This window comes from Comamonas jiangduensis (genome assembly GCF_030162955.1).
Lineage (GTDB): Bacteria > Pseudomonadota > Gammaproteobacteria > Burkholderiales > Burkholderiaceae_C > Comamonas > Comamonas jiangduensis.
This window is the reverse complement of record NZ_JARXOV010000005.1, coordinates 191,368-211,164: the sequence shown is the minus strand read 5'-3', so window position 1 is coordinate 211,164 and position 19,797 is coordinate 191,368. Positions and strand designations below refer to the sequence as shown.

The following is a 19,797-nucleotide window of genomic DNA, read 5'->3' as shown; positions in this document are numbered from 1 at the left end:
ACTTGGTGTCTGAAAAAGAATTTTTTAATCTTCTTTTTTCTTCGTGATCAGCATCAGCGTAACCAGCGAAGAACGCAATTGTATACCTAGTTTTGAGCAGCTTTAGGGAAATCCCTTGAATTTCCCTGCAACCGCCTTGCGGCGGTTGTTTGGCATGAGGTTTAGCGCTGCTGAACGGCTTGTTCCAGTGCATCGACGAACAAAGCGGGAACGTCACAGCCTGTTTGCTGCTGGATTTCTTGGAAGCAGGTGGGGCTGGTAACGTTGATCTCGGTGACCTTGTCACCAATCACATCTAAGCCCACCAGCAGCAGGCCGCGTGCGACCAGGATGGGCCCCAGCTTGTCGGCGATGGCACGGTCGCTGTCGCTGAGCGGCTGGGCCACACCCTTGCCACCCGCAGCCAGATTGCCGCGCACTTCGTTGCCCTGCGGAATGCGGGCCAGGCAGTACGGCACGGGCTTGCCGCCAATGATGAGGATGCGCTTGTCGCCCTGGGTGATGGCAGGCAGGAACTTCTGCACCATCACGCTGGTGGCGCCCTGCTGGTTCAGGGTTTCGATGATGGAGCCCAGGTTCATGCCATCAGCACCGACGCGGAAGATGCCCATGCCCCCCATACCGTCCAGCGGCTTGAGGATGATGTCCTGGTGTTGGGTATGGAAGGCGCGGATATCCTGGGGGTTGCGGGTGATGAGGGTGGGGCCCAGCACCTCGGGGAATTCCATCACCGCCATTTTCTCGGGGTGGTCACGCAGCGCCGCCGGCTTGTTGAAGACCTTGGCGCCCTCCCGCTCGGCCTGGCTGAGCATGTGCGTGGCATAGAAGAACTCACTATCAAAGGGCGGGTCTTTGCGCATCAGCACGGCATCAAAAGCAGCGAGCGCCTGCTGGGCGACCGCCAGCTCTTCAAACCAAGCGTGTGCATCGCCCGTGAGGCGAATCTCACGCACTTGCGCCATGACCTTGCCGCCCACCTGCCAGCTCATATCTTTCGGCTGCGTCGCAAAGATCGTGTGGCCGCGTCGCTGCGCCTCACGCATCATGGCAAAGGTGGTGTCTTTTTTGGTGTTGAAGGATTCCAGCGGATCGGCAACGAAAAGCAATTGCATGGCAAGCAGGGGGTGCAACCCCGTTCAATAAAAGAGAGAGTGTTCAGCGCTCAGTTGTACGCCAAGGTTTGTACTGTTGCACAAACAGGGCCAAACTGCCGGCGACCACCCCCCAGAACGCAGAGCCCACGCCCGCAATCACCACCCCGCTCAATGTCACCAAGAAAGTGATGAGCGCAGGCTCGCGGCTGCTGTCTTGCTGCATGGCCACCAGCAGCCCACCGCCGATGCTGCCCAGCAGCGCCAGACCCGCAATGGCCACAACCAATTCTTTCGGGAAAGCAGCCAGCAGCCCTGCTACCACGGCACCAAAGATTCCGATGAGCACATAAAACAGGCCGCACCACACTGCGGCGGTATAGCGCTTGGAGGAATCGGCATGCGCTTCGGGGCCCATGCAGATGGCGGCAGTGATGGCCGCCAAGTTCAGACCAAAGGCGCCGAAAGGTGCCAAAAGCAGATTGATGACGCCTGTGCCGCCAATCAATCTGGAGATCGGCATTTGGTAACCCGCCGAGCGAATCACCGCCACGCCCGGCAAATTCTGCGAGGCCATAGTGACCACACACAAAGGCAAGGCCAGGCTGATGCACGCTTGCCAAGAGAAGACCGGGCTGGTCCATTGCGGCCTGGCCAGCGACCACTGCACCTGCTCCCAGTGCATCAACCCCTGGCTGGCGGCATAGGCAATACCCGCCAACAAGGTGCACATCACCGCATAACGCGGTAGCAAGCGCCGCGACAGCAAGTACACCAGCAGCATGGTGAGCACCAAGGGCAGCGCGGTTTGTGCCGACTCAAACACCTGCAGCCCAAACCTTGCCAGCACCCCCGCCAGCAGCGCTGCGGCAATTGATGCGGGAATACGGTCCATCAGCTTTTCAAACCAGCCGCTAAAGCCAAGCAGCACGATCAAGGCCGCACTGACCATGAAGGCGCCCACAGCTTCGCCCATGCTAAAGCTCCCCGTCAAACCCGCTGCCGCCAAAACAGCCGCACCAGGTGTGCTCCATGCCACCATCACTGGCTGGCGCAAGATGAGTGACGGCACCATGCAGCACAGGCCAATGCCCCAGCCCAAGGCCCACATCCATGAACTGATCTGCACCGGCGTTGCCCCAAAAGACTGCGCAGCCTGAAAGACCAGCGCCACCGAACTGGTGACCCCCACCAGCACCGCCACAAAGCCAGCGCTCAACGCCGACAGGCTGAAGTCTTTGAAAAATTGCATAGCTGCACATTGTGCGCAGACGCGCTGCAGTGCGCCACCACCAACGTGCCTACATACTCAGGCAGCCACAAAAAAAGCGCGGGGCTTGCACCACGCGCTTTAAAAAGGTGAGCTATTGGCGCTTGTATTCAAAGGACTTCGGATAGATATATATCTGAATCCTAGTAAATACCAGCGCAAGCAGCTCTTATTTTTTACAAAACCACCTGCATTGCTGCACGCAGGCTTTAGTCGTACACCTCGGCTTCGGGGTTGGTGGCCTCCAACTCATAGCTCGCAGCCAGCATGGCCAAACGCGCGATGACGCCATACATATAGAAGCGATTGGGCGCGCTGGCACCGGGGTGCATGCCGGGCTGGGGCATGTGGTTGCTGTGCGCAAAGGCCAGCGGCACATAGCTAGAGCCGGGGGCATTCAAGTTTTCGTCGATGCCGCGCTCGGGGTGCATGCGGTAAAAGCCGCCGACCACATAGCGATCCAGCGTGTACACCACCGGCTCCGCCACAGCATCGTTCATGCGCTCCGAGGTTTGCACGCCCTCTTGGATGATGAAGTCTTGCACCGGCAGGCCATCTTTGATGATGCCCATCTTGTTGCGCACCTTCTTGGTCAGGTCATCCAGCTCTTTGGCGTCGCGCACCGTCATCACGCCCATGCCATAGGTACCGTTGTCGGCCTTGACGATGGCGAAGGGCTTTTCCTTGATGCCATATTCCTTGTATTTGCGACGCACCTTGGTCAGCAAGGCATCCACCTGCTCTGCCAAGTTACCGAGGTTGCCACCCTCGCTGAAGTCCAAGCCTTCCGCTTTCGCGAACAGGGGATGAATCAGCCAATGGTCAATACCCAGCAATTTACCGAAGCGCTTGGCCACATCTTCATAGCTTTGGAAGTGACGGCTCTTGCGGCGTGTGCACCAGCCTGCATGCAAGGGTGGCAGCAAGTATTGCTCGTACAGCTCTTCCAAAATGCCAGGCACACCGGCAGACAGATCGTTGTTGAGCAAGATGGTGCAAGGGTCAAAGTGCTTCAGGCCAATGCGGCGCTTGGTGCGCAGCACAGGTTCGAGCAGCACCGTCTCGCCATTGGGCAACTTGAGCTCGGTCGGCTTCTTGATGTCCGGGCTGATCGAGCCCAGGCGTGCGTTCAGGCCCGCCATCTTGAAGATACGTTGCAGCTGCGCCAGGTTGCTCAGGTACGAAGGGTTGCGGTTGTGGTTCTCCGGAATGATCAGGAGGTTGCGCGCCTCGGGGCAGATTTTTTCAATCGCTGCCATGGTGGCCTGCACGGCCAGGGGCAACATCTGGTCAGTCAGGTTCTGCCAGTTACCGGGGAACAGATTGGTGTCCACTGGCGCTAGCTTGAAACCCGAATTGCGGATATCCACCGAGCTGTAAAACGGCGGCGTGTGCTCCATCCACTCCAGCCTGAACCAGCGCTCAATAGCGGGCATGGAGTCGATGATGCGCTGCTCTAACTCGTTGATCGGGCCAGTCAAAGCGGTGATGAGATGTGGAACCATGTGTGTCCTTGAACGACGGTGGTTATGTAATTGTAAGTAATCGCTGCAAACTTAAGTGTTTACCCTTATGCCCCGGATCATACGCAGGTGCTCACTCACCTGCGCCAGAATGCCGGAGTCAAAAGGGCGAGAAAGCTCAAAATCTCCAACCGCCCCAACAACATACCCAGCGTGCAGACCCAGATTTGGAAGTCTGTCAACGTGGCATATGAAGAGGTCGGCCCAATGCTACCGAGTCCAGGCCCCAAGCAGTGCACACTGGCAATGGCAGCGGAAAAAGCCGTTACAGGGTCCAAATCCGTCAGCATCAACACCATGCTCAGCAGCACAATCGTGCCGCCATACACGAGCATAAAGGCCAAAACCGCAAAAATCATGCGGTTATCCACAACGCGCCCACCCAGCACCACCGGTTGTACTGCGCGCGGATGCACCAGCCTTGTCAGTTCACGCCGCGCCTGGCTGAACAAAATCAGCATACGCATCATTTTGATGCCTCCGCCCGTAGAACCTGCACTGGTCGCCATGCCAGACAAAATCAACATGAAGACCGGCGCAAACACGGGCCACGTCAGATAGTCTGTCGTGGCAAAGCCCGTGGTTGTGGCTACCGATACCGTATTAAACATGCCGTAGCGCAAGGCATCCAGTGGGCCGTAGATGCCTTTGACCCACAGCAGCAGCGCCACCAGCAAGCCCCCCAGCAGCAGCACCCCCACGGTGGCGCGCATTTCGGGGTCATGCCAAAAACCACGCCAATTGCCTTTGCGCATGGCCACAAAGTACAAGGCAAAGTTACAGCTGGCGGCCACCATAAAGACAAAAGCAATCGCTTCCAGCAGCGGAGACTGGAAGTAGGCAAAACTCGCATCATGCGAGGACAGCCCCCCCAAGCTCACGGTGGTGAACATGTGCATCAACGCATCCAACGGCGTCATGCCACCCAGCCAAAATGCCAAGAAACAGCTGATGGAAAACACCGCATACACGCCCCACAGCCCCTTGGCCGTACCGGTGATACGCGGCGTGAGCTTGGTGTCTTTGACAGGCCCCGCCGCTTCTGCGCGAAACAGCTGGCTGGCCCCGACACCCAGCAACGGCATGATGGCCACCGCCAAAATCAAAATACCCATGCCGCCAATCCACTGCAAAAAGGTGCGCCAGATGTTCAGGGACACCGGCAAGGTATCCAGGTGGCTGAGCACCGAAGCGCCCGCCGTCGTCAGCCCTGAAACCGCTTCAAAGTAGGCGTAGGTGAACGACAGGTCCTGGCCCATCTGGTTGTAGACCAGCATCATGGGCAGCGCCGCACTCAAAGGCAGGCACACCCACACCAGCGTCACCAAAATAACCCCGTGGCGCGGCTGAAGCTCTTGCTTGTGGTGGCGCATGAAGAACCACACCAGCACCCCCACCACTGCAGTGACCAGCATGGATGCCGGCCAGGCCTGCCACATACCGTCTTGCCATAACCACGACACCGCCAGCGGCACATTCATGCTGAGGGCAAAGAACACCATCAGCACGCCCAGCACGCGTAAGACAGGAAATAGATCGCGCATGCGCTGCCTCTGCCGTTAAAAGAAAGTCGCACTCACGCGGAACAGGCGCTCGACTTCTTGCACCAGGCGCTTATTCGGCAGGAAAAACACCACGTGGTCATTGCTCTCAATCACCGTATGGCTGCGCGGAATGATGACCTCAGGCTCAGCGCCCTCGGTCTGTGCACGAATATCTTCCGTATCTGGCAGGCCGCGAATGATCAGCCCGATGTGCACCTCATGCGGCAGCTTCAGATCACCCACCTTGCGCCCCACCACCTTGGAGCTTTTGCGATCGCCGCGCGCCACAATCTCCAGTGCCTCTGCCACGCCGCGGCGCAGGCTGTGCACGGCCTGCACATCGCCCTTGCGCACATGGGCCAAAAACTCCCCCAGCATGGCCTGGGCGGGCGACAACGCAATATCAATTTGCGTGCCATGCATCAAATCGGCATAGCTGCGGCGGTTGATCAGCGCCAGCACGCGCGTGGCTCCCATGCGCTTGGCCAGCAAACTGGCCATGATGTTGTTTTCATCGTCTTCCGTCAGCGCCAAAAACAGGTCGGTTTCATCGACATTTTCATCCGCGAACAAATCCTCATCGGTAGGATTGCCTTGCAGCACCAGCACTTCACTGGGCAGTACCGACGCCAGTTGTGCGCAGCGCTGGGGTTCGTCTTCGATGATTTTGATATTGAAATCCCGGGACTCCGCAGAGAGCTCCTGTGCCAGTTGCAGGCTGACCTGCCCACCACCCGCTATCAAAATACGCCGCACGGTGCGCGCTTTTTGGCCGCTGGGGCGGTGAAAAGCATCCAACACCCCTTTCAGGTGCTCGCTGGCCGCCAGCACAAAGACTTCATCGCCGGGCTCAATGCGCGTCACACCGTCGCAGCGGATAAAGCGGTCGGGCTCATCCGCAAAACGGCGGTAGATGGCCACAATGCGCAAGCCCAACTCCGGGTTGTGCATGCGCAAATCCCCAATGCGCATGCCTACGGCCGGCGCCCCCAAGCGCGCGCGCACCGAGGACAGGCACGCCCGCCCACCCGCGAACTCGCGCACCTGCAAAGAGTCAGGGTACTCAATCAGCTTGCGGATGTAGCGGGTCAGCGAGGCTTCGGGGCAAATGATGGCATCCACCGCAAAGCCTTCCGGCCCCATCAAGGGCTGGTTGATGTCAAACCCGGAGGAGCGCACCCGCGCCACACGGGTGGTAATGCCAAACACCATGTGCGCAATCTTGCAGCACACCAAATTGGTCTCATCCTGGGCGGCACAGGCAATCAGCAGATCGGTGTCGGCGGCCCCGGCCTCCGCCAGCACCTGCACATCGATGCCGTTGCCCACCACACCGCGCAGGTCAAAGCGCTCTTGCAACTCCGCCAAGCGCTGCGCATCGGTGTCGATGACCGTGATGTCATTGCGCTCCGAGACCAGACTCTCCGCCACGCTGTAGCCCACACGGCCCGCACCCAAAATAATGATCTTCATGCACTGTCCTTGGTGTTGTCGCGCATGCAAAAGAAAAGGCAGCCGAGGCCGCCTTTGCATTGTGTACCTATGGCTTAGCCGCGCACGTCACCTTCGCCCAACACCACGTATTTGAGGGAGGTCAGGCCTTCAATGCCTACCGGCCCGCGCGCATGGAACTTGTCGGTGCTGATGCCAATTTCTGCGCCCAAGCCATATTCAAAGCCATCCGCAAAGCGGGTGCTGGCGTTGACCATGACGCTGGACGAGTCCACCTCGCGCAAGAATTTCTGCGCGTGCACATGGTCGCGCGTCAGGATGGCCTCGGTGTGGCCGCTGGAGTACTGGTTGATATGGGCAATCGCCGCATCCACGCCGTCCACCACCTTCACGCTGATGATGGGCGCCAGGTACTCTTCGCTCCAGTCGGCCTCGGTGGCGGCTGTCAATTGCAGGCCTGCTACGGACTGCAAAATCGCCAGCGATTCGGGGCAACCGCGCATCTCCACGCCTTTGGCGGCAAAAATCGCACCGATCTGGGGCAAAAACTCCTGCGCCACACCGCGCGCCACCAGCAAGCTCTCGGTGGCATTGCAGGGGCTGTACTTGTTGGTCTTGGCGTTGTCGGTCACCTTCACGGCCACAGCCATGTCGCAAGGGTCATCGACATAGGTGTGGCAGTTGCCATCCAGATGCTTGATGACGGGCACCTTGGCTTCACGGCTGATGCGCTCGATCAGGCCCTTGCCACCACGCGGAATGATGACGTCCACATAGTCAGGCATCGCAATCAGTTGGCCCACGGCCTCGCGGTCGGTCGTGCCCACCAGTTGCACCCCGTGGGCGGGCAAGCCCGCTTCTTGCATGGCCCGCGCCACCAGTTGGGCCAAGGCTTTGTTGGACTCAATCGCTTCCGATCCGCCACGCAAAATGCAGGCATTGCCGCTCTTGATGCTCAAAGAGGCCGCCTCAATCGTCACGTTGGGGCGGCTTTCAAAAATCATGCCGAACACACCAATCGGCACACGCATTTGCCCGACGCGAATGCCGCTGGGCTGCTGCTTCATGCCCGAGATTTCACCAATCACATCCGGCATGTGGGCCAGCTGCTCACAGCCTTGGGCGCAGGTTTCCAGCACCTTGGGCGTCAGCCGCAGGCGATCCACCATGGGCGCGGCCAAGCCATTGGCTACGGCCCGCTCCAGATCCTTGGCATTATCGACTTGCAAAGCCTCTACGCTCTCACGCAGCAGGCGTGCCAACGCCAGCAGAGCTTTGCTTTTGGTAGCAGCATTCGCCCTTGCCATCTGGGCAGAGGCCACTTTTGCTTGCAAACCCAAGGTTTGCATATATTCGGCAATGTTCAGCGCGTTCATGCCACCATTCTCGCCGAGAAAACCCGGCCGATGCACGGACAAGGCTGTGTGGCAAGCCCTACACTGCGGGCATAGATCCCCCCGCACTGGAGACTGCCATGACTACCACCACCGATGCCTTGGTTCAACTCCAGGCTTTTCAAGATGCGCTTCAGCGCTTTGAAGACGGCAGCATCACCGCATCCACGCTCAATGACCAAGCACGTGCCTCACAGGCATTGCTCACCACGCTGCCCGCGCGCTATGGGCAGGTGCTGCTACAACTGCTCGACCGGCTGGAATCCAGCGCCTTGTTCACCGAGGAAAGCTGCTCTTTCAGCCAAAGCGACTTGCACCAGCACCTGCACGACTGGCTCGCCAAGGCGCACACCCTGCTCAATGCTTAAAACCATAGCTGCTAGCGCTTACCAGATAAGCGCCAGAAGGCAAAAAGGCTCTGAATCACTTCAGAGCCTTCTTCTTTCTTCGCTGCAACTGCCCGCGTCGTGGCTACCGCATATTCCTGCGCGCCACTGCCTCAATCCTTGGGGTCTACCGCCGCAATGATGCCGCCGCCCAGGCACACCTCGCCGTCGTACAGCACGGCAGACTGCCCAGGGGTGACCGCCCATTGCGCCTCGGGAAAGTTCAGGCGGAAGTGGGTGTCGGTGGCATCGCTGCCAATGACCGCCGGGGAATCCGGCTGGCGGTAACGCGTTTTCGAGCCATAGGTGCCAGCCGCTGGGGGCTTGCCCGCCACCCAGCTGGCGCTGTCGGCGTCCAGGCGGTGGGACAGCAGCATAGGGTGGTCGTGCCCCTGCACCACGCGCAGCACATTTTTCTCCATGTCTTTGGCCGCCACAAACCAGGGCGCATGGTCGCCCGCGCCACGGGCCGCGCCCTTTTCCTTGACGCCGCCAATCCCCAAGCCCGAGCGCTGGCCCAGCGTATAAAAGCTCAGGCCCACGTGCTTGCCCAGCCGGCGGTTGCGGTCGTCCAGAATCCAGCCGGGCTCCTTGCTGATGTAGCGGTTCAGAAACTCGCGGAAGGGGCGCTCGCCGATAAAGCAGATGCCGGTGGAGTCTTTTTTCTTGGCGTTGGGCAGGCCAATTTCTTCCGCAATGCGGCGCACTTCGGTCTTGCACAGCTCGCCCACGGGGAACAGCGCCTTGGACAGCTGCGCCTGGTTCAGCCGGTGCAAAAAGTAGCTTTGGTCCTTGCTGCTGTCTACGCCCTTGAGCAGTTCGTACAGCCCGGTTTCGGTGTTGTGGCGCACGCGGGCGTAGTGGCCCGTCGCAATCTTTTCGGCGCCCAGACGCATGGCGTGGTCCAGGAAGGCCTTGAACTTGATCTCGGCATTGCACAGCACGTCGGGGTTGGGCGTGCGGCCCGCCTGGTATTCGCGCAAAAACTCGGCGAACACGCGGTCTTTGTAGTCGGCGGCGAAATTGACGTGCTCAATCTCGATGCCAATCACATCGGCCACGCTGGCCGCGTCCAGGAAGTCCTGGCGGCTGGAGCAAAACTCGCTGTCGTCGTCATCTTCCCAGTTCTTCATGAAGATGCCGACCACGTCATGCCCTTGCTGCTTGAGCAAATAGGCGGTTACCGCTGAATCTACGCCGCCGGACAGGCCAACGACCACTCTGTGCTTAGTCATAGCTGCGGATTATCCCAGTGCGCCCGCGTTTGCGTGCGAGCACGGTTTTGCTGCTGCGGGCTCAGGCGGCGTCGCCGTCGTGTTGCAGCGCCTGCACGATCTGGCGGTGGCTGTAGTCCGACGAGCGCTGGTAAAGCGCCAGCCCAAACAATGGCATCACGCCAATCAGATGGTCAAAAATTTCACCCTGAATGCCTTCGTACTCCACCCACACCGTGGTGGCTGTGTAGCAATACAGCTGCAGCGGAATGCCGGTCGGCGACGGCTCCAGGGTGCGCGCCAGCAAGAACATACCGGGCCCCTTGGCAATACGCGGGTGGGCCATCAAATAGGCGTAGGCATAGGCCTTGAACGCCGCCAGGTTGGTGACCATCTCGGGTGCGATGGCTTGCGTGGGCATGGCGTTTTGCGCGGCCTCAGGCTGGGCCAGCAGGCCATCGCGCTCACTCCAGTACCCCTTAAGCAGGGCAATATTGGACAGCGCCGCCCGCTCCTGGGGCGTGAGCAGGTGCACCGTGGCCGCGTCGATATGCAGCGCGCGCAGAATGCGGCGCCCACCCGAGTTGAACATGCCCCGCCAGTTCTTGAAGCTGTCGCTCATCAGCTTCCACGTGGGAATGGTGGTGATGGTCTTGTCCCAGTTCTGCACCTTGACGGTGTTCAGGGCAATGTCCACCACAAAGCCATCCGCCCCCACCTGGGGCATTTCAATCCAGTCGCCCACGCGCATCATGTCGTTCGAGGCAATCTGCACCCCGGCCACGAACGACAAGATGGTGTCTTTGAACACCAGCATCAGCACCGCCGACATCGCGCCCAACCCCGACAGCAGCAGCAGGGGCGAGCGGTCCATGATGGCCGCCGCAATCAGCAGCGCACCAATGATGTAGGCCATCAATTTGCCCAGCTGCACATAACTTTTGATGGAATTGGTTTGCGTGACCTTGGGGCCATCGTGGCGGTCATGGGCGTCATTGATCTCACTGAGCAAGGTGGCAATCACACGCACCACGTGGTAGACCGTGAGCGCCGTTGCCACGTTGGCAATCGCTTTGCTGCCGTTGGCAGGAAGGTGTTCCACCCAATGAATGCCCAGTTGCACCACCACCGAAGGCACGATCTTCGCTATGCGCACCAGCACATGGTCGTGCAACAGAATCGGCGCCCATCCCGCGCCAGGCATGGCGCGGCGCCACAGGCGGATGAAATGAAACAGCACGCCCTGCACCACAAAGCGCGAGACAAAAGCCAGCAGGGCCAACACCATCAAGCCCGAGGTGGCCTGGGCCCAAGGCTCCATCTCGGCATAAAAAGCAATCGCAGTTAAATCCACAGATACCTACCTCCGCCCGCATTTCACATGCAGCGAATGACACAAATTCAAGTCTTCAGGGGGAAAACACGGGCAAGCCGCACTTAAAGGGTCGCCCGTTCACGCGCAAGGGAATGCCCCCAAGCGCCTAAAATCCAAGAGAAGCAGTATTTTGACTGCACAACCGATCTACCAGCTCCATGCAAGACAAATACAACCACATTGAGGTCGAGCGCGCTGCGCACGACCACTGGGCCGCCACTGATGCCTACCGTGTCGTAGAGGACAGCAACAAGAAAAAGTTCTATGCCTGTTCCATGCTGCCCTACCCATCGGGCAAGCTGCACATGGGCCACGTGCGCAACTACACCATCAATGACATGCTCACGCGCCAGCTGCGCATGAAGGGCTACAACGTCTTGATGCCCATGGGTTGGGATGCTTTCGGTTTGCCTGCGGAGAACGCCGCACTGAAGAACAAGGTGCCGCCTGCGAAATGGACGTACGACAACATCGCGTACATGAAAAAGCAGATGCAGGCGATGGGCCTTGCCATCGACTGGAGCCGCGAAATCTCCACCTGCGACCCCGAGTACTACAAGTGGAACCAGTGGCTGTTCCTGAAGATGCTGGACAAGGGCATTGCCTACCGCAAGACCCAGGTGGTGAACTGGGACCCGGTCGACCAGACCGTGCTGGCCAACGAGCAGGTGATCGATGGCCGTGGCTGGCGCACCGGCGCCCTGGTGGAAAAGCGCGAGATTCCCGGTTACTACCTGGCCATTACCAACTACGCGCAAGAGCTGCTGGATCATGTGCAGGTCGGCAACGACAAGGCCACGCTGACCGGCTGGCCCGACAAGGTGCGCCTGATGCAGGAAAACTGGATCGGCAAGTCGGCGGGCGTGCGCTTTGCGTTCACCCACGACATCCAGAATGCCGCCGGTGAGCTGATTCAAGACGGCAAGATGTACGTCTTCACCACGCGCGCCGACACCATCATGGGCGTGACCTTCTGCGCCGTCGCACCCGAACACCCACTGGCCCTGCACGCCGCTGCCGCCAACGAGAAGCTGGCAGCCTTTATCGAGGAATGCAAAAAAGGCGGCACCACCGAAGCCGAGCTGGCGGTCAAGGAAAAAGAAGGCATGCCCACGGGCCTGTTTGTCACGCACCCGCTGACCGGCGCGCAAGTGGAAGTGTGGGTCGGCAACTACGTGCTGATGAGCTATGGCGACGGCGCCGTGATGGGCGTGCCCGCCCACGACGAGCGCGACTTTGCGTTTGCCAAGAAATACGACCTGCCCATCCAGCAGGTGGTGGCCGTGGACGGCGAAACCTTCTCCACCGACGCCTGGCAGGAGTGGTACGGCGACAAGCAAAAGTGCGTCTGCGTAAATTCCGGCGCGCTGGATGGCTTGACCCATACCCAAGCCGTGGACAAGGTGGCCGAGCTGGTCGCTGCCAAGGGCCTGGGCGAGAAGAAGACCACCTGGCGCTTGCGCGACTGGGGCATCAGCCGCCAGCGCTACTGGGGCACCCCCATCCCCATCATCCACTGCGCCGATTGCGGCGCCCAGCCTGTGCCCGAGCAAGACCTGCCCGTGGTGCTGCCGCAAGACCTGGTGCCCGATGGCTCAGGCAACCCACTGGTAAAAAGTGAAGCATTCCACGCAGGCGTGTTCTGCCCTTGCTGCGGAAAACCTGCCCGCCGCGAGACTGACACCATGGACACCTTCGTGGACAGTTCGTGGTACTTCATGCGTTATTGCGATGCGCAAAACCGCGAGCAGATGGTGGCCGACGGTGCCGACTACTGGATGCCCATGGACCAGTACATCGGCGGCATTGAGCACGCCATCTTGCACCTGCTGTACGCCCGTTTCTGGACCAAGGTCATGCGCGACCTGGGCCTGGTGAAGGTGGATGAGCCCTTCTCCAAGCTGCTGACGCAAGGCATGGTGCTCAACCACATCTACAGCCGCCGCACCGCCAAGGGCGCCAAGGAATACTTCTGGCCCAAGGATGTGGAACACGTCTATGACGAAGCGGGCAAGATCATCGGCGCCAAGCTGAAAGTGGAAGTGGACAGCGCCGACGGCCTGCTGCCCGTGGGCACGGCCATCGACTACGAGGGCGTGGGCACCATGTCCAAGTCCAAGAACAACGGCATTGACCCGCAAGAGCTGATCGAGAAGTACGGCGCCGACACCGCGCGCTTGTACACCATGTTCACCTCCCCCCCAGAGCTGACACTGGAGTGGAGCGACTCTGGCGTGGAAGGCAGCTACCGCTTCCTGCGCCGCGTCTACAACTTCGGCCACAAGCTGCTGGGCATCAACTACACACCGGCCATCATGCTGGCGCTGGGTCTGGACCGACTGGACGACGTCGAGTTTGGCAAAGACGCCAAAGCCCTGCGCCTAGAGATCCACACCGTGCTCAAGCAGGTGGACTACGACTACCAGCGCATGCAGTACAACACCGTGGTGTCGGGTGCGATGAAGATGATCAACGCGCTGGAATCCTTCAAGGGCATGGAGACGGCCGACGGCCAGATCGCAGCCATTGAAAGCTTTGGCATCTTGCTGCGCGTGCTCTACCCCGCTACGCCGCACCTGACCCACATGCTGTGGAAGGAGCTGGGTTATGCCAACAAGCAAGGCGACTTGCTCGATGCAGCCTGGCCCGAAGTCGACCCCAAGGCCTTGGTGCAAGACGAGCTGGAGCTGATGCTGCAGGTCAACGGCAAGTTGCGCGGTGCCATTTTGGTGCCCGCCTCGGCCGACAAGGCGCAGATCGAAGCCATTGCCGTGGCCAACGAAGACGCCTTGAAGTTCACCAACGGTGCCACGCCCAAGAAGGTGATTGTGGTGCCGGGCCGTCTGGTTAACATCGTCGTTTAACGCAACCCAAGGATGACCGCCATGCGTAAACGTACGCTGCTTTCCCTGATGGCGCTAACCCCCGTGGTCAGTGCCTGCGGCTTTCGCCTGCGTGGCGCGCCGTCCTTTCCCTTCAAGACGCTCTATGTCCAGGCGCCAGAAGGCTCCCCCTTCACGCGTGAAGTGCTACGCAACCTGGCCACTGCGGGTGGCAACCTTACCGTCGTGCTGCCCCCCGCCAAGCCCGACACGGCCGAGGCTACGCTGCAACTGCTGGGCGAGCGCCGCCAGCGCATCATCTTGGCCAAGACCGTGTCTGGCCAGGTGCGAGAGGTGGAGCTGCGCTTGTTTGCCCGCTTCCGGCTGGTCGACCAGCAAGGCCGCGTCTGGCTGGAAGACACGGAACTGCAGCAAAAACGCGAGATGAGCTACAGCGAATCCCTGGCTTTGGCCAAAGACGAAGAAGAAGCCATGCTCTACCGCAATATGTACTCTGACCTGGCCCAGCAACTGCTGCGCCGCCTGTCCGCCGCCCATGCGCCTGCCGACGAATAAGCGCCCATGCAACTGGCACTGAACCAACTGGCCGCACACCTCACCAAGGGTCTGCGGCCTTTGTACACCTTGCACGGCGATGAGCCGCTGCAGCTGCAAGAGGCGGCCGATGCCATTCGTGCCGCTGCCCGCGCGGCGGGCCACACCGAGCGCAGCGTGCACACCGTACAAGGCGCGCACTTTGACTGGAGCACGGTACTGGCCGCTGGCGGCAGCCTGAGCCTGTTTGCCGACAAGCAACTGGTGGAGCTGCGCATTCCTTCCGGCAAGCCCGGCAAAGACGGCAGCGTGGCCATCCAGCAATTGGCCGCCAATACGGCACACGACGAGAACACGCTGACCATCGTCACCCTGCCGCGCCTGGACGCCGCCACCAAAAAAGGTGCCTGGTTTACCGCGCTGGAGGCGCATGGTGCCACCATTCAGATCGACCCCATTGAGCGCGCCGCGCTGCCGCAGTGGATTGCCCAGCGCCTGGCACGCCAGAACCAGCGTGTCGCCTCGGGCGAGGATGGCCAGCGCACGCTGCAATTTTTTGCCGACCGGGTGGAAGGCAACTTGCTGGCCGCGCACCAAGAGATCCAGAAGCTCGGCCTGCTGCAGCCCGAGGGTGAGTTGAGCTTTGAAGTGGTTGAGCAAGCCGTGCTGAACGTGGCGCGCTATGACGTGTTCAAGCTGTCGGAAGCCATCCTCTCAGGCAATCTGACGCGCGCCATGCGCATGCTGGACGGTTTGCAGGCCGAAGGCACGGCCGAGGTGCTGGTGCACTGGACGCTGGCAGAAGACATTCGCAACCTGCAGCGCGTCAAAAATGTCCAAGCCAGCGGCCAGCCACTGCCCATGGTGCTGCGCAGTCTGCGCATCTGGGGCACCAAGGAAAAGCTGTTCGAGCGTGTGGTGCCGCGCCTCACACCCAACGCTGCGGTGCGCCTGCTGCATTCCGCCCACGTGGTAGATGGCATCGTCAAAGGCCTGCCCGCCGATGGCTGGCCGCGTGACAGCTGGCAAGCCCTGCGCAAACTGACCATGGACATGGTGGCAGCGCTGCAAGGCCCGCCTGCACGGCGTTAGCCCGCTAAAAAAAGTAGCTGCTCGCGCTTTGATTACCTGCTTTTTCAATGCTTTTCATATTGAAAACATTGCTCATCGAGCGCAAGCAGCTCTTCTTTTTAAATCTTGCATGGAATGCAGCCATAAAAAAAGCAGCCTCGCGGCTGCTTTTTTGCATCTGCTGGCCAGTCGTAGCGGCCATCCACGCTCAGGCCATCAGGCGTTCCAGCGCTTCACGGTACTTGGCGGCGGTCTTCTCGATGACCTCTTGGGGCAGACGCGGTGCAGGGGCTGTCTTGTCCCACAAGCGGCCATTGACCTTGGCCTGCTCCAGCCAGTCGCGCACAAACTGCTTGTCGTAGCTGGGGGGGTTCACACCCGCCTTCAGTGCTTCTTCATAGCCTTCCACGGGCCAGTAGCGCGAGCTGTCGGGCGTCAGCACTTCGTCCATCAACACCAACTCGCCGTCTTCAGTCAGGCCAAATTCAAACTTGGTATCGGCAATGATCAGGCCCTTGGTCAGGGCGATGTCTGCCGCTTCCTTGTAGATGCGAATGGCGGTGTCACGAATCTTGGAAGCCAGCTCCTCGCCCACCATCTCCACCGTGCGCTCGTAGGTGATGTTTTCGTCATGGTCACCCATTTCAGCCTTGGCGGCGGGGGTGTAGATGGGCTCGGGCAACTTGGCCGAATTCACCAAGCCAGCGGGCAGCTTCACACCGCAGACCGCTTGCGATTCCTGGTATTCCTTCCAGCCGCTGCCGGCCAGATAGCCGCGCACCACCGCTTCAATCATCACCGGCTTGAGGCGCTTGACCAGCATGGAGCGGCCTTCCACCTGCTTGACTTCCTCGGGCGTGACCACGGACTCGGGCGCTTCGCCGGTCAGGTGGTTGGGGCAGATGTGGCCCAGCTTGTCGAACCAGAACAGCGCCATCTGCGTCAGCAGCACGCCCTTGCCGGGGATGGGCTCGCCCATGATGACGTCAAAGGCCGACAGACGGTCCGACGCCACCATCAAGATGCGGTCATCGCCCACGGCGTAGTTGTCACGCACCTTGCCGCGCGCCAGTAGCCGCAGGGAAGTGATGTTGGAGGTGTGCAAAGCGGAAGTCGTGGGCTGTGTCATGAGAGGGCAGACAAAAAGAATTCGAAACGATGCAAAACCACCACCCTCCCCGAGGGCAGGCATTGCGCCGATACGGGATTTTAGAGCCTGACTGCCGCGCACAAAGCGGACAATCTCGACTGCTTCGATGTCGATGCCGATCATGATTGACGAGCTGCCGCCTTGGCAGCCGTCATCAGCAAAAACGCCTCATTTTGCGCCGTTTTGGTGGATGCGTCTGCCAGCGCACCATTTCCCAGCAAAGCGTACCGAAATGCCGTTGCACACTTGTTCACACAGGCGCATAGTGAACCGCAAGCGATGAATGCGCATTCAACCGCCACCCCTCACCCAGCACAGACTGTGTGAAATTGCTTGGAAAACCTGAAAGCACAGGAGGTTGTTTTATGAATTTGACTATCAGCGGCCACCATTTGGAAGTTAGCCCCGCCTTGCGCGCTTACGTCATGGCCAAGCTAGAGCGTGTGCTGCGCCACTTTGATCAGGTGATTCACGTCAAGGTTCTGCTCTCCAAACACAATGAAGCCCAGAAAGAGCGCCGCCAGCGCGTGGAATGCAGCATTCACGTCAAAGGCAATGCCCTGCACGCTGGCAGCAAACACCTGAACCTGTATGCCGCGATTGATGAACTCGTGGACAAACTCGACCGCCAAATCGTGAGCCACAAAACGCGTATCCAAGGTTGGCGCAAGGCGCCTGTCAAGCGTGAATTAGCCATGACGGCATTGGCCTGAAACGAAGTATCTTTTGCTCGGGCAAAGATTTAGGTAAAGTCCTAAGTGACAGGCCGCCTACTGGCGGCCTTTTTGCTCTAACGCACTGGAGTCCCGTTTCTGGTGTGTGCAATGCATAATAGTTTCCACATGAACCGTCTTGCCTCCATCCTGTCGCCCGCTCAAGTGCTCGTGAGCGTAGATGCCACCAGCAAAAAACGCGCTTTTGAAGAAGCAGGTCTCCTGTTCGAAGGGCTGCATGGCCTGTCTCGCGCGCTGATTACCGATAGCCTGTTCGCCCGCGAACGCCTGGGCTCCACCGGCTTGGGTCACGGCGTTGCCATCCCACATGGGCGCATCAAGGGCTTGAAGGCCCCGATGGCAGCTGTGTTCCAACTGGCACGCTCGATCGGCTTTGACGCACCGGATGAGCAACCCGTGCAGTTGCTGATTTTCCTGCTGGTACCCGAAGCCGCAACGCAGCAACACCTGGAAATTCTGTCGGAGATTGCAGAACTGCTCAGCGACAGCCATTTGCGCGAGTCCCTCAAAGCCTCCACCGATGCAACGGCATTGCACCAATTGATTGCAGGCTGGACATCGGCCGCTGCCGCCTCTTAATTGAACCCCTTGCTTGCTGCCCGCCCAAGGCGTGCAAGCTTCTGAGGCACTGCCCATGCGCCACAAAGCCATTAATGCCAACCGGCTCTTCGAAGCTTTTCGCGACACTTTGCGCTGGGAGTGGCAAGCAGGCCTTGGCGCGTCCGAGCGCCGCTTCGACGAGATGGCGGTGCGCTCTGCACGCTCGGGCGCCGACTTGGTCGGTTACCTCAACTACATCCATCCTTACCGCCTGCAAGTGCTGGGCGAGCGTGAAGTGGCCTATCTGCAAAATGCCACCGACGAAGATTGCGCCCGCCGCATTGCCCGCATAGTGAAGCTGGAGCCTCCCGTCTTGGTGCTGGCAGACGGGCAGACTGCGCCCCAAGCGCTGCTCACCATGTGTGAGCAGGCGCAGATCCCCATGTTTTCGACCACCGAGGCCTCTGCCTTTGTGATCGATGTGCTGCGCGCCTACCTGTCCAAGCACTTTGCGGATCGCACCACCATGCACGGCGTGTTCATGGATATCTTGGGCATGGGCGTGATGATTACGGGCGAATCCGGCTTGGGCAAAAGCGAGTTGGGGCTGGAGCTGATCACCCGGGGGAATGGTTTGGTGGCCGATGATGCGGTGGATCTCTATCGCATCAACCAGACCACCATCGAAGGCAAGTGTCCCGAGCTGCTGCAAAACCTGCTGGAAGTGCGCGGCATTGGCCTGCTAGATATTCGTGCCATCTTTGGTGAAACCGCAGTGCGCCGCAAAATGCGCCTCAAACTGATTGTGCATCTGGTGCGCAAAGAGACCATGGAGCGCGAGTACGAACGCTTGCCCCAAGAGCCGCTTACACAAGACGTACTCGGCATTCTGGTGCGCAAAGTGGTGATCCCTGTGACGGCAGGGCGCAATATTGCCGTGCTGGTGGAGGCTGCTGTGCGCAACAGCATTTTGCAATTGCGCGGCATTGATACCTACCAAGAATTTGTAGAGCGCCACCGCAAGGCCATGGAGCGTGACATGGGCAAAGGCGCTGCACACTGATCACGGATACAGGCTAGACAAACCAAAAAGGCATCCATCATGGATGCCTTTTTTATGGAGCCCCCACCGCCAGCGATTAACGCTTGGGAATACGGGTTACGCAATCTGCGCATTGCCCATAGAGCGACATGGAGTGATCCTGGATGCTCCAGCCCATTTGGTCTGCAATCATCTGCTGACGCTTTTCAATTTCCGGGTCGTAAAACTCTTCCACCTTGCCACACGCGGTGCAAACAAAGTGATCGTGGTGCTGCCCCTCATTGAGCTCGTACACCGCTTTGCCACTCTCAAAATTGCTGCGCAGCAAAATACCAGCCTGCTCAAACTGCGTCAGCACACGGTACACCGTCGCCAAACCGATGTCCGAGCGCTCATCCAGCAGGACACGGAACACATCTTCCGCTGTCATGTGGCGTTGTTTGCCCGTTTGGAAAATCTCCAAAATTTTCAGACGCGGCAATGTCGCTTTCAGGCCCGTATTTTTAAGGTCGTCAATATTCTTCATGGCATAAGTGGAGAGTGGGTGTCTGGCACAAGCTTACGACACTCGTGTCTGACATCAAAACAGCCCGAATACGGGCTGACGCGTCGTGCATCAGTCCAAGCGAAACCT

19 protein-coding genes are annotated in these 19,797 nt (G+C 59.6%); 7 read left to right on the top strand and 12 right to left on the bottom strand.

What is annotated here, in order from left to right:
- The 7 genes from QEP12_RS06360 to QEP12_RS06330 all read right to left on the bottom strand — a co-directional run.
- A partial coding sequence (locus QEP12_RS06360; protein ID WP_284213712.1) for a hypothetical protein occupies positions 1-193 on the bottom strand: 193 nt, incomplete at its 3' end.
- Complete coding sequence (gshB, locus tag QEP12_RS06355; protein WP_284213711.1) at positions 162-1,112, bottom strand: glutathione synthase; 951 nt, start codon at positions 1,110-1,112, stop codon at positions 162-164. The genes gshB and QEP12_RS06360, both read right to left, overlap by 32 nt.
- Before the next feature lie 43 nt (positions 1,113-1,155).
- A complete protein-coding gene (locus QEP12_RS06350) occupies positions 1,156-2,343 on the bottom strand; it encodes a benzoate/H(+) symporter BenE family transporter (protein ID WP_284213710.1) in 1,188 nt (395 codons plus the stop codon).
- A gap of 227 nt (positions 2,344-2,570) precedes the next feature.
- A complete protein-coding gene (gene gshA, locus QEP12_RS06345) occupies positions 2,571-3,866 on the bottom strand; it encodes a glutamate--cysteine ligase (RefSeq protein ID WP_284213709.1) in 1,296 nt (431 codons plus the stop codon).
- 95 nt (positions 3,867-3,961) lie between these two features.
- A complete protein-coding gene (locus QEP12_RS06340; protein ID WP_284213708.1) occupies positions 3,962-5,428 on the bottom strand; it encodes a TrkH family potassium uptake protein in 1,467 nt (488 codons plus the stop codon).
- Positions 5,429-5,443: 15 nt separating this feature from the next.
- Positions 5,444-6,901, bottom strand: a complete 1,458-nt coding sequence (gene trkA / locus QEP12_RS06335; protein ID WP_284213707.1) for a Trk system potassium transporter TrkA — start codon at positions 6,899-6,901, stop codon at positions 5,444-5,446.
- Positions 6,902-6,975: 74 nt separating this feature from the next.
- Complete coding sequence (locus QEP12_RS06330) at positions 6,976-8,256, bottom strand: glutamate-5-semialdehyde dehydrogenase (RefSeq protein WP_284213706.1); 1,281 nt, start codon at positions 8,254-8,256, stop codon at positions 6,976-6,978.
- Between the two features lie 98 nt (positions 8,257-8,354).
- Here QEP12_RS06330 and QEP12_RS06325 point away from each other — a divergent pair, with 98 nt between their 5' ends.
- Positions 8,355-8,642 carry a hypothetical protein gene (locus QEP12_RS06325; protein WP_174863319.1) on the top strand — a complete coding sequence of 96 codons (288 nt, stop codon included), beginning with the start codon at positions 8,355-8,357 and terminating at the stop codon, positions 8,640-8,642.
- A gap of 131 nt (positions 8,643-8,773) precedes the next feature.
- Here the strand turns inward: QEP12_RS06325 and mnmA are convergent, their stop codons facing one another.
- Together mnmA and QEP12_RS06315 are read right to left on the bottom strand one after the other, a co-directional pair.
- Positions 8,774-9,895, bottom strand: a complete 1,122-nt coding sequence (mnmA, locus tag QEP12_RS06320; protein WP_284213705.1) for a tRNA 2-thiouridine(34) synthase MnmA — start codon at positions 9,893-9,895, stop codon at positions 8,774-8,776.
- 61 nt (positions 9,896-9,956) lie between these two features.
- Positions 9,957-11,195 (bottom strand): mechanosensitive ion channel family protein, encoded by a 1,239-nt coding sequence (locus QEP12_RS06315; protein ID WP_174863560.1) that lies wholly within the window; start codon positions 11,193-11,195, stop codon positions 9,957-9,959.
- Between the two features lie 212 nt (positions 11,196-11,407).
- Here QEP12_RS06315 and leuS point away from each other — a divergent pair, with 212 nt between their 5' ends.
- From leuS to holA, 3 genes are read left to right on the top strand one after another with little or no spacing between them, the layout of a single operon-like run.
- A complete protein-coding gene (leuS, locus tag QEP12_RS06310; RefSeq protein WP_284213704.1) occupies positions 11,408-14,113 on the top strand; it encodes a leucine--tRNA ligase in 2,706 nt (901 codons plus the stop codon).
- A 21-nt stretch (positions 14,114-14,134) separates the two neighbouring features.
- Positions 14,135-14,647, top strand: a complete 513-nt coding sequence (locus QEP12_RS06305; RefSeq protein WP_174863557.1) for an LPS-assembly lipoprotein LptE — start codon at positions 14,135-14,137, stop codon at positions 14,645-14,647.
- A gap of 6 nt (positions 14,648-14,653) precedes the next feature.
- Positions 14,654-15,718, top strand: a complete 1,065-nt coding sequence (gene holA, locus QEP12_RS06300) for a DNA polymerase III subunit delta (RefSeq protein WP_284213703.1) — start codon at positions 14,654-14,656, stop codon at positions 15,716-15,718.
- A 4-nt stretch (positions 15,719-15,722) separates the two neighbouring features.
- Here holA and QEP12_RS06295 read toward each other — a convergent pair whose 3' ends face one another.
- Both QEP12_RS06295 and QEP12_RS06290 read right to left on the bottom strand, forming a co-directional pair.
- Entirely contained in the window at positions 15,723-15,899 is a 177-nt protein-coding gene (locus QEP12_RS06295; RefSeq protein WP_284213702.1) for a hypothetical protein, read from the bottom strand.
- A 6-nt stretch (positions 15,900-15,905) separates the two neighbouring features.
- Entirely contained in the window at positions 15,906-16,826 is a 921-nt protein-coding gene (locus tag QEP12_RS06290) for a phosphoribosylaminoimidazolesuccinocarboxamide synthase (RefSeq protein ID WP_284213701.1), read from the bottom strand.
- 386 nt (positions 16,827-17,212) lie between these two features.
- Here QEP12_RS06290 and hpf point away from each other — a divergent pair, with 386 nt between their 5' ends.
- From hpf to hprK, 3 genes are all read left to right on the top strand, one after another.
- Positions 17,213-17,560 (top strand): ribosome hibernation-promoting factor, HPF/YfiA family, encoded by a 348-nt coding sequence (hpf, locus tag QEP12_RS06285; RefSeq protein ID WP_284213700.1) that lies wholly within the window; start codon positions 17,213-17,215, stop codon positions 17,558-17,560.
- 129 nt (positions 17,561-17,689) lie between these two features.
- Entirely contained in the window at positions 17,690-18,160 is a 471-nt protein-coding gene (locus tag QEP12_RS06280) for a PTS sugar transporter subunit IIA (protein WP_219163115.1), read from the top strand.
- A 55-nt stretch (positions 18,161-18,215) separates the two neighbouring features.
- On the top strand, positions 18,216-19,184 hold the full coding sequence (gene hprK / locus QEP12_RS06275; RefSeq protein WP_174863556.1) for an HPr(Ser) kinase/phosphatase: 969 nt from the start codon (positions 18,216-18,218) through the stop codon (positions 19,182-19,184).
- 76 nt (positions 19,185-19,260) lie between these two features.
- Here hprK and fur read toward each other — a convergent pair whose 3' ends face one another.
- Entirely contained in the window at positions 19,261-19,689 is a 429-nt protein-coding gene (gene fur, locus QEP12_RS06270) for a ferric iron uptake transcriptional regulator (RefSeq protein WP_284213699.1), read from the bottom strand.
- Positions 19,690-19,797 lie beyond the last annotated feature (108 nt).

Excerpts from the sequence above, each read along its gene's own strand:
- gshB (WP_284213711.1), bottom strand. The coding sequence starts at position 1,112 with ATGCAATTGCTTTTCGTTGCCGATCCGCTGGAATCCTTCAACACCAAA.
- QEP12_RS06350 (WP_284213710.1), bottom strand. The coding sequence starts at position 2,343 with ATGCAATTTTTCAAAGACTTCAGCCTGTCGGCGTTGAGCGCTGGCTTT.
- gshA (WP_284213709.1), bottom strand. The coding sequence starts at position 3,866 with ATGGTTCCACATCTCATCACCGCTTTGACTGGCCCGATCAACGAGTTA.
- QEP12_RS06340 (WP_284213708.1), bottom strand. The coding sequence starts at position 5,428 with ATGCGCGATCTATTTCCTGTCTTACGCGTGCTGGGCGTGCTGATGGTG.
- trkA (WP_284213707.1), bottom strand. The coding sequence starts at position 6,901 with ATGAAGATCATTATTTTGGGTGCGGGCCGTGTGGGCTACAGCGTGGCG.
- QEP12_RS06330 (WP_284213706.1), bottom strand. The coding sequence starts at position 8,256 with ATGAACGCGCTGAACATTGCCGAATATATGCAAACCTTGGGTTTGCAA.
- QEP12_RS06325 (WP_174863319.1), top strand. The coding sequence starts at position 8,355 with ATGACTACCACCACCGATGCCTTGGTTCAACTCCAGGCTTTTCAAGAT.
- mnmA (WP_284213705.1), bottom strand. The coding sequence starts at position 9,895 with ATGACTAAGCACAGAGTGGTCGTTGGCCTGTCCGGCGGCGTAGATTCA.
- QEP12_RS06315 (WP_174863560.1), bottom strand. The coding sequence starts at position 11,195 with ATGGAGCCTTGGGCCCAGGCCACCTCGGGCTTGATGGTGTTGGCCCTG.
- leuS (WP_284213704.1), top strand. The coding sequence starts at position 11,408 with ATGCAAGACAAATACAACCACATTGAGGTCGAGCGCGCTGCGCACGAC.
- QEP12_RS06305 (WP_174863557.1), top strand. The coding sequence starts at position 14,135 with ATGCGTAAACGTACGCTGCTTTCCCTGATGGCGCTAACCCCCGTGGTC.
- holA (WP_284213703.1), top strand. The coding sequence starts at position 14,654 with ATGCAACTGGCACTGAACCAACTGGCCGCACACCTCACCAAGGGTCTG.
- QEP12_RS06295 (WP_284213702.1), bottom strand. The coding sequence starts at position 15,899 with ATGGCCGCTACGACTGGCCAGCAGATGCAAAAAAGCAGCCGCGAGGCT.
- QEP12_RS06290 (WP_284213701.1), bottom strand. The coding sequence starts at position 16,826 with ATGACACAGCCCACGACTTCCGCTTTGCACACCTCCAACATCACTTCC.
- hpf (WP_284213700.1), top strand. The coding sequence starts at position 17,213 with ATGAATTTGACTATCAGCGGCCACCATTTGGAAGTTAGCCCCGCCTTG.
- QEP12_RS06280 (WP_219163115.1), top strand. The coding sequence starts at position 17,690 with ATGAACCGTCTTGCCTCCATCCTGTCGCCCGCTCAAGTGCTCGTGAGC.
- hprK (WP_174863556.1), top strand. The coding sequence starts at position 18,216 with ATGCGCCACAAAGCCATTAATGCCAACCGGCTCTTCGAAGCTTTTCGC.
- fur (WP_284213699.1), bottom strand. The coding sequence starts at position 19,689 with ATGAAGAATATTGACGACCTTAAAAATACGGGCCTGAAAGCGACATTG.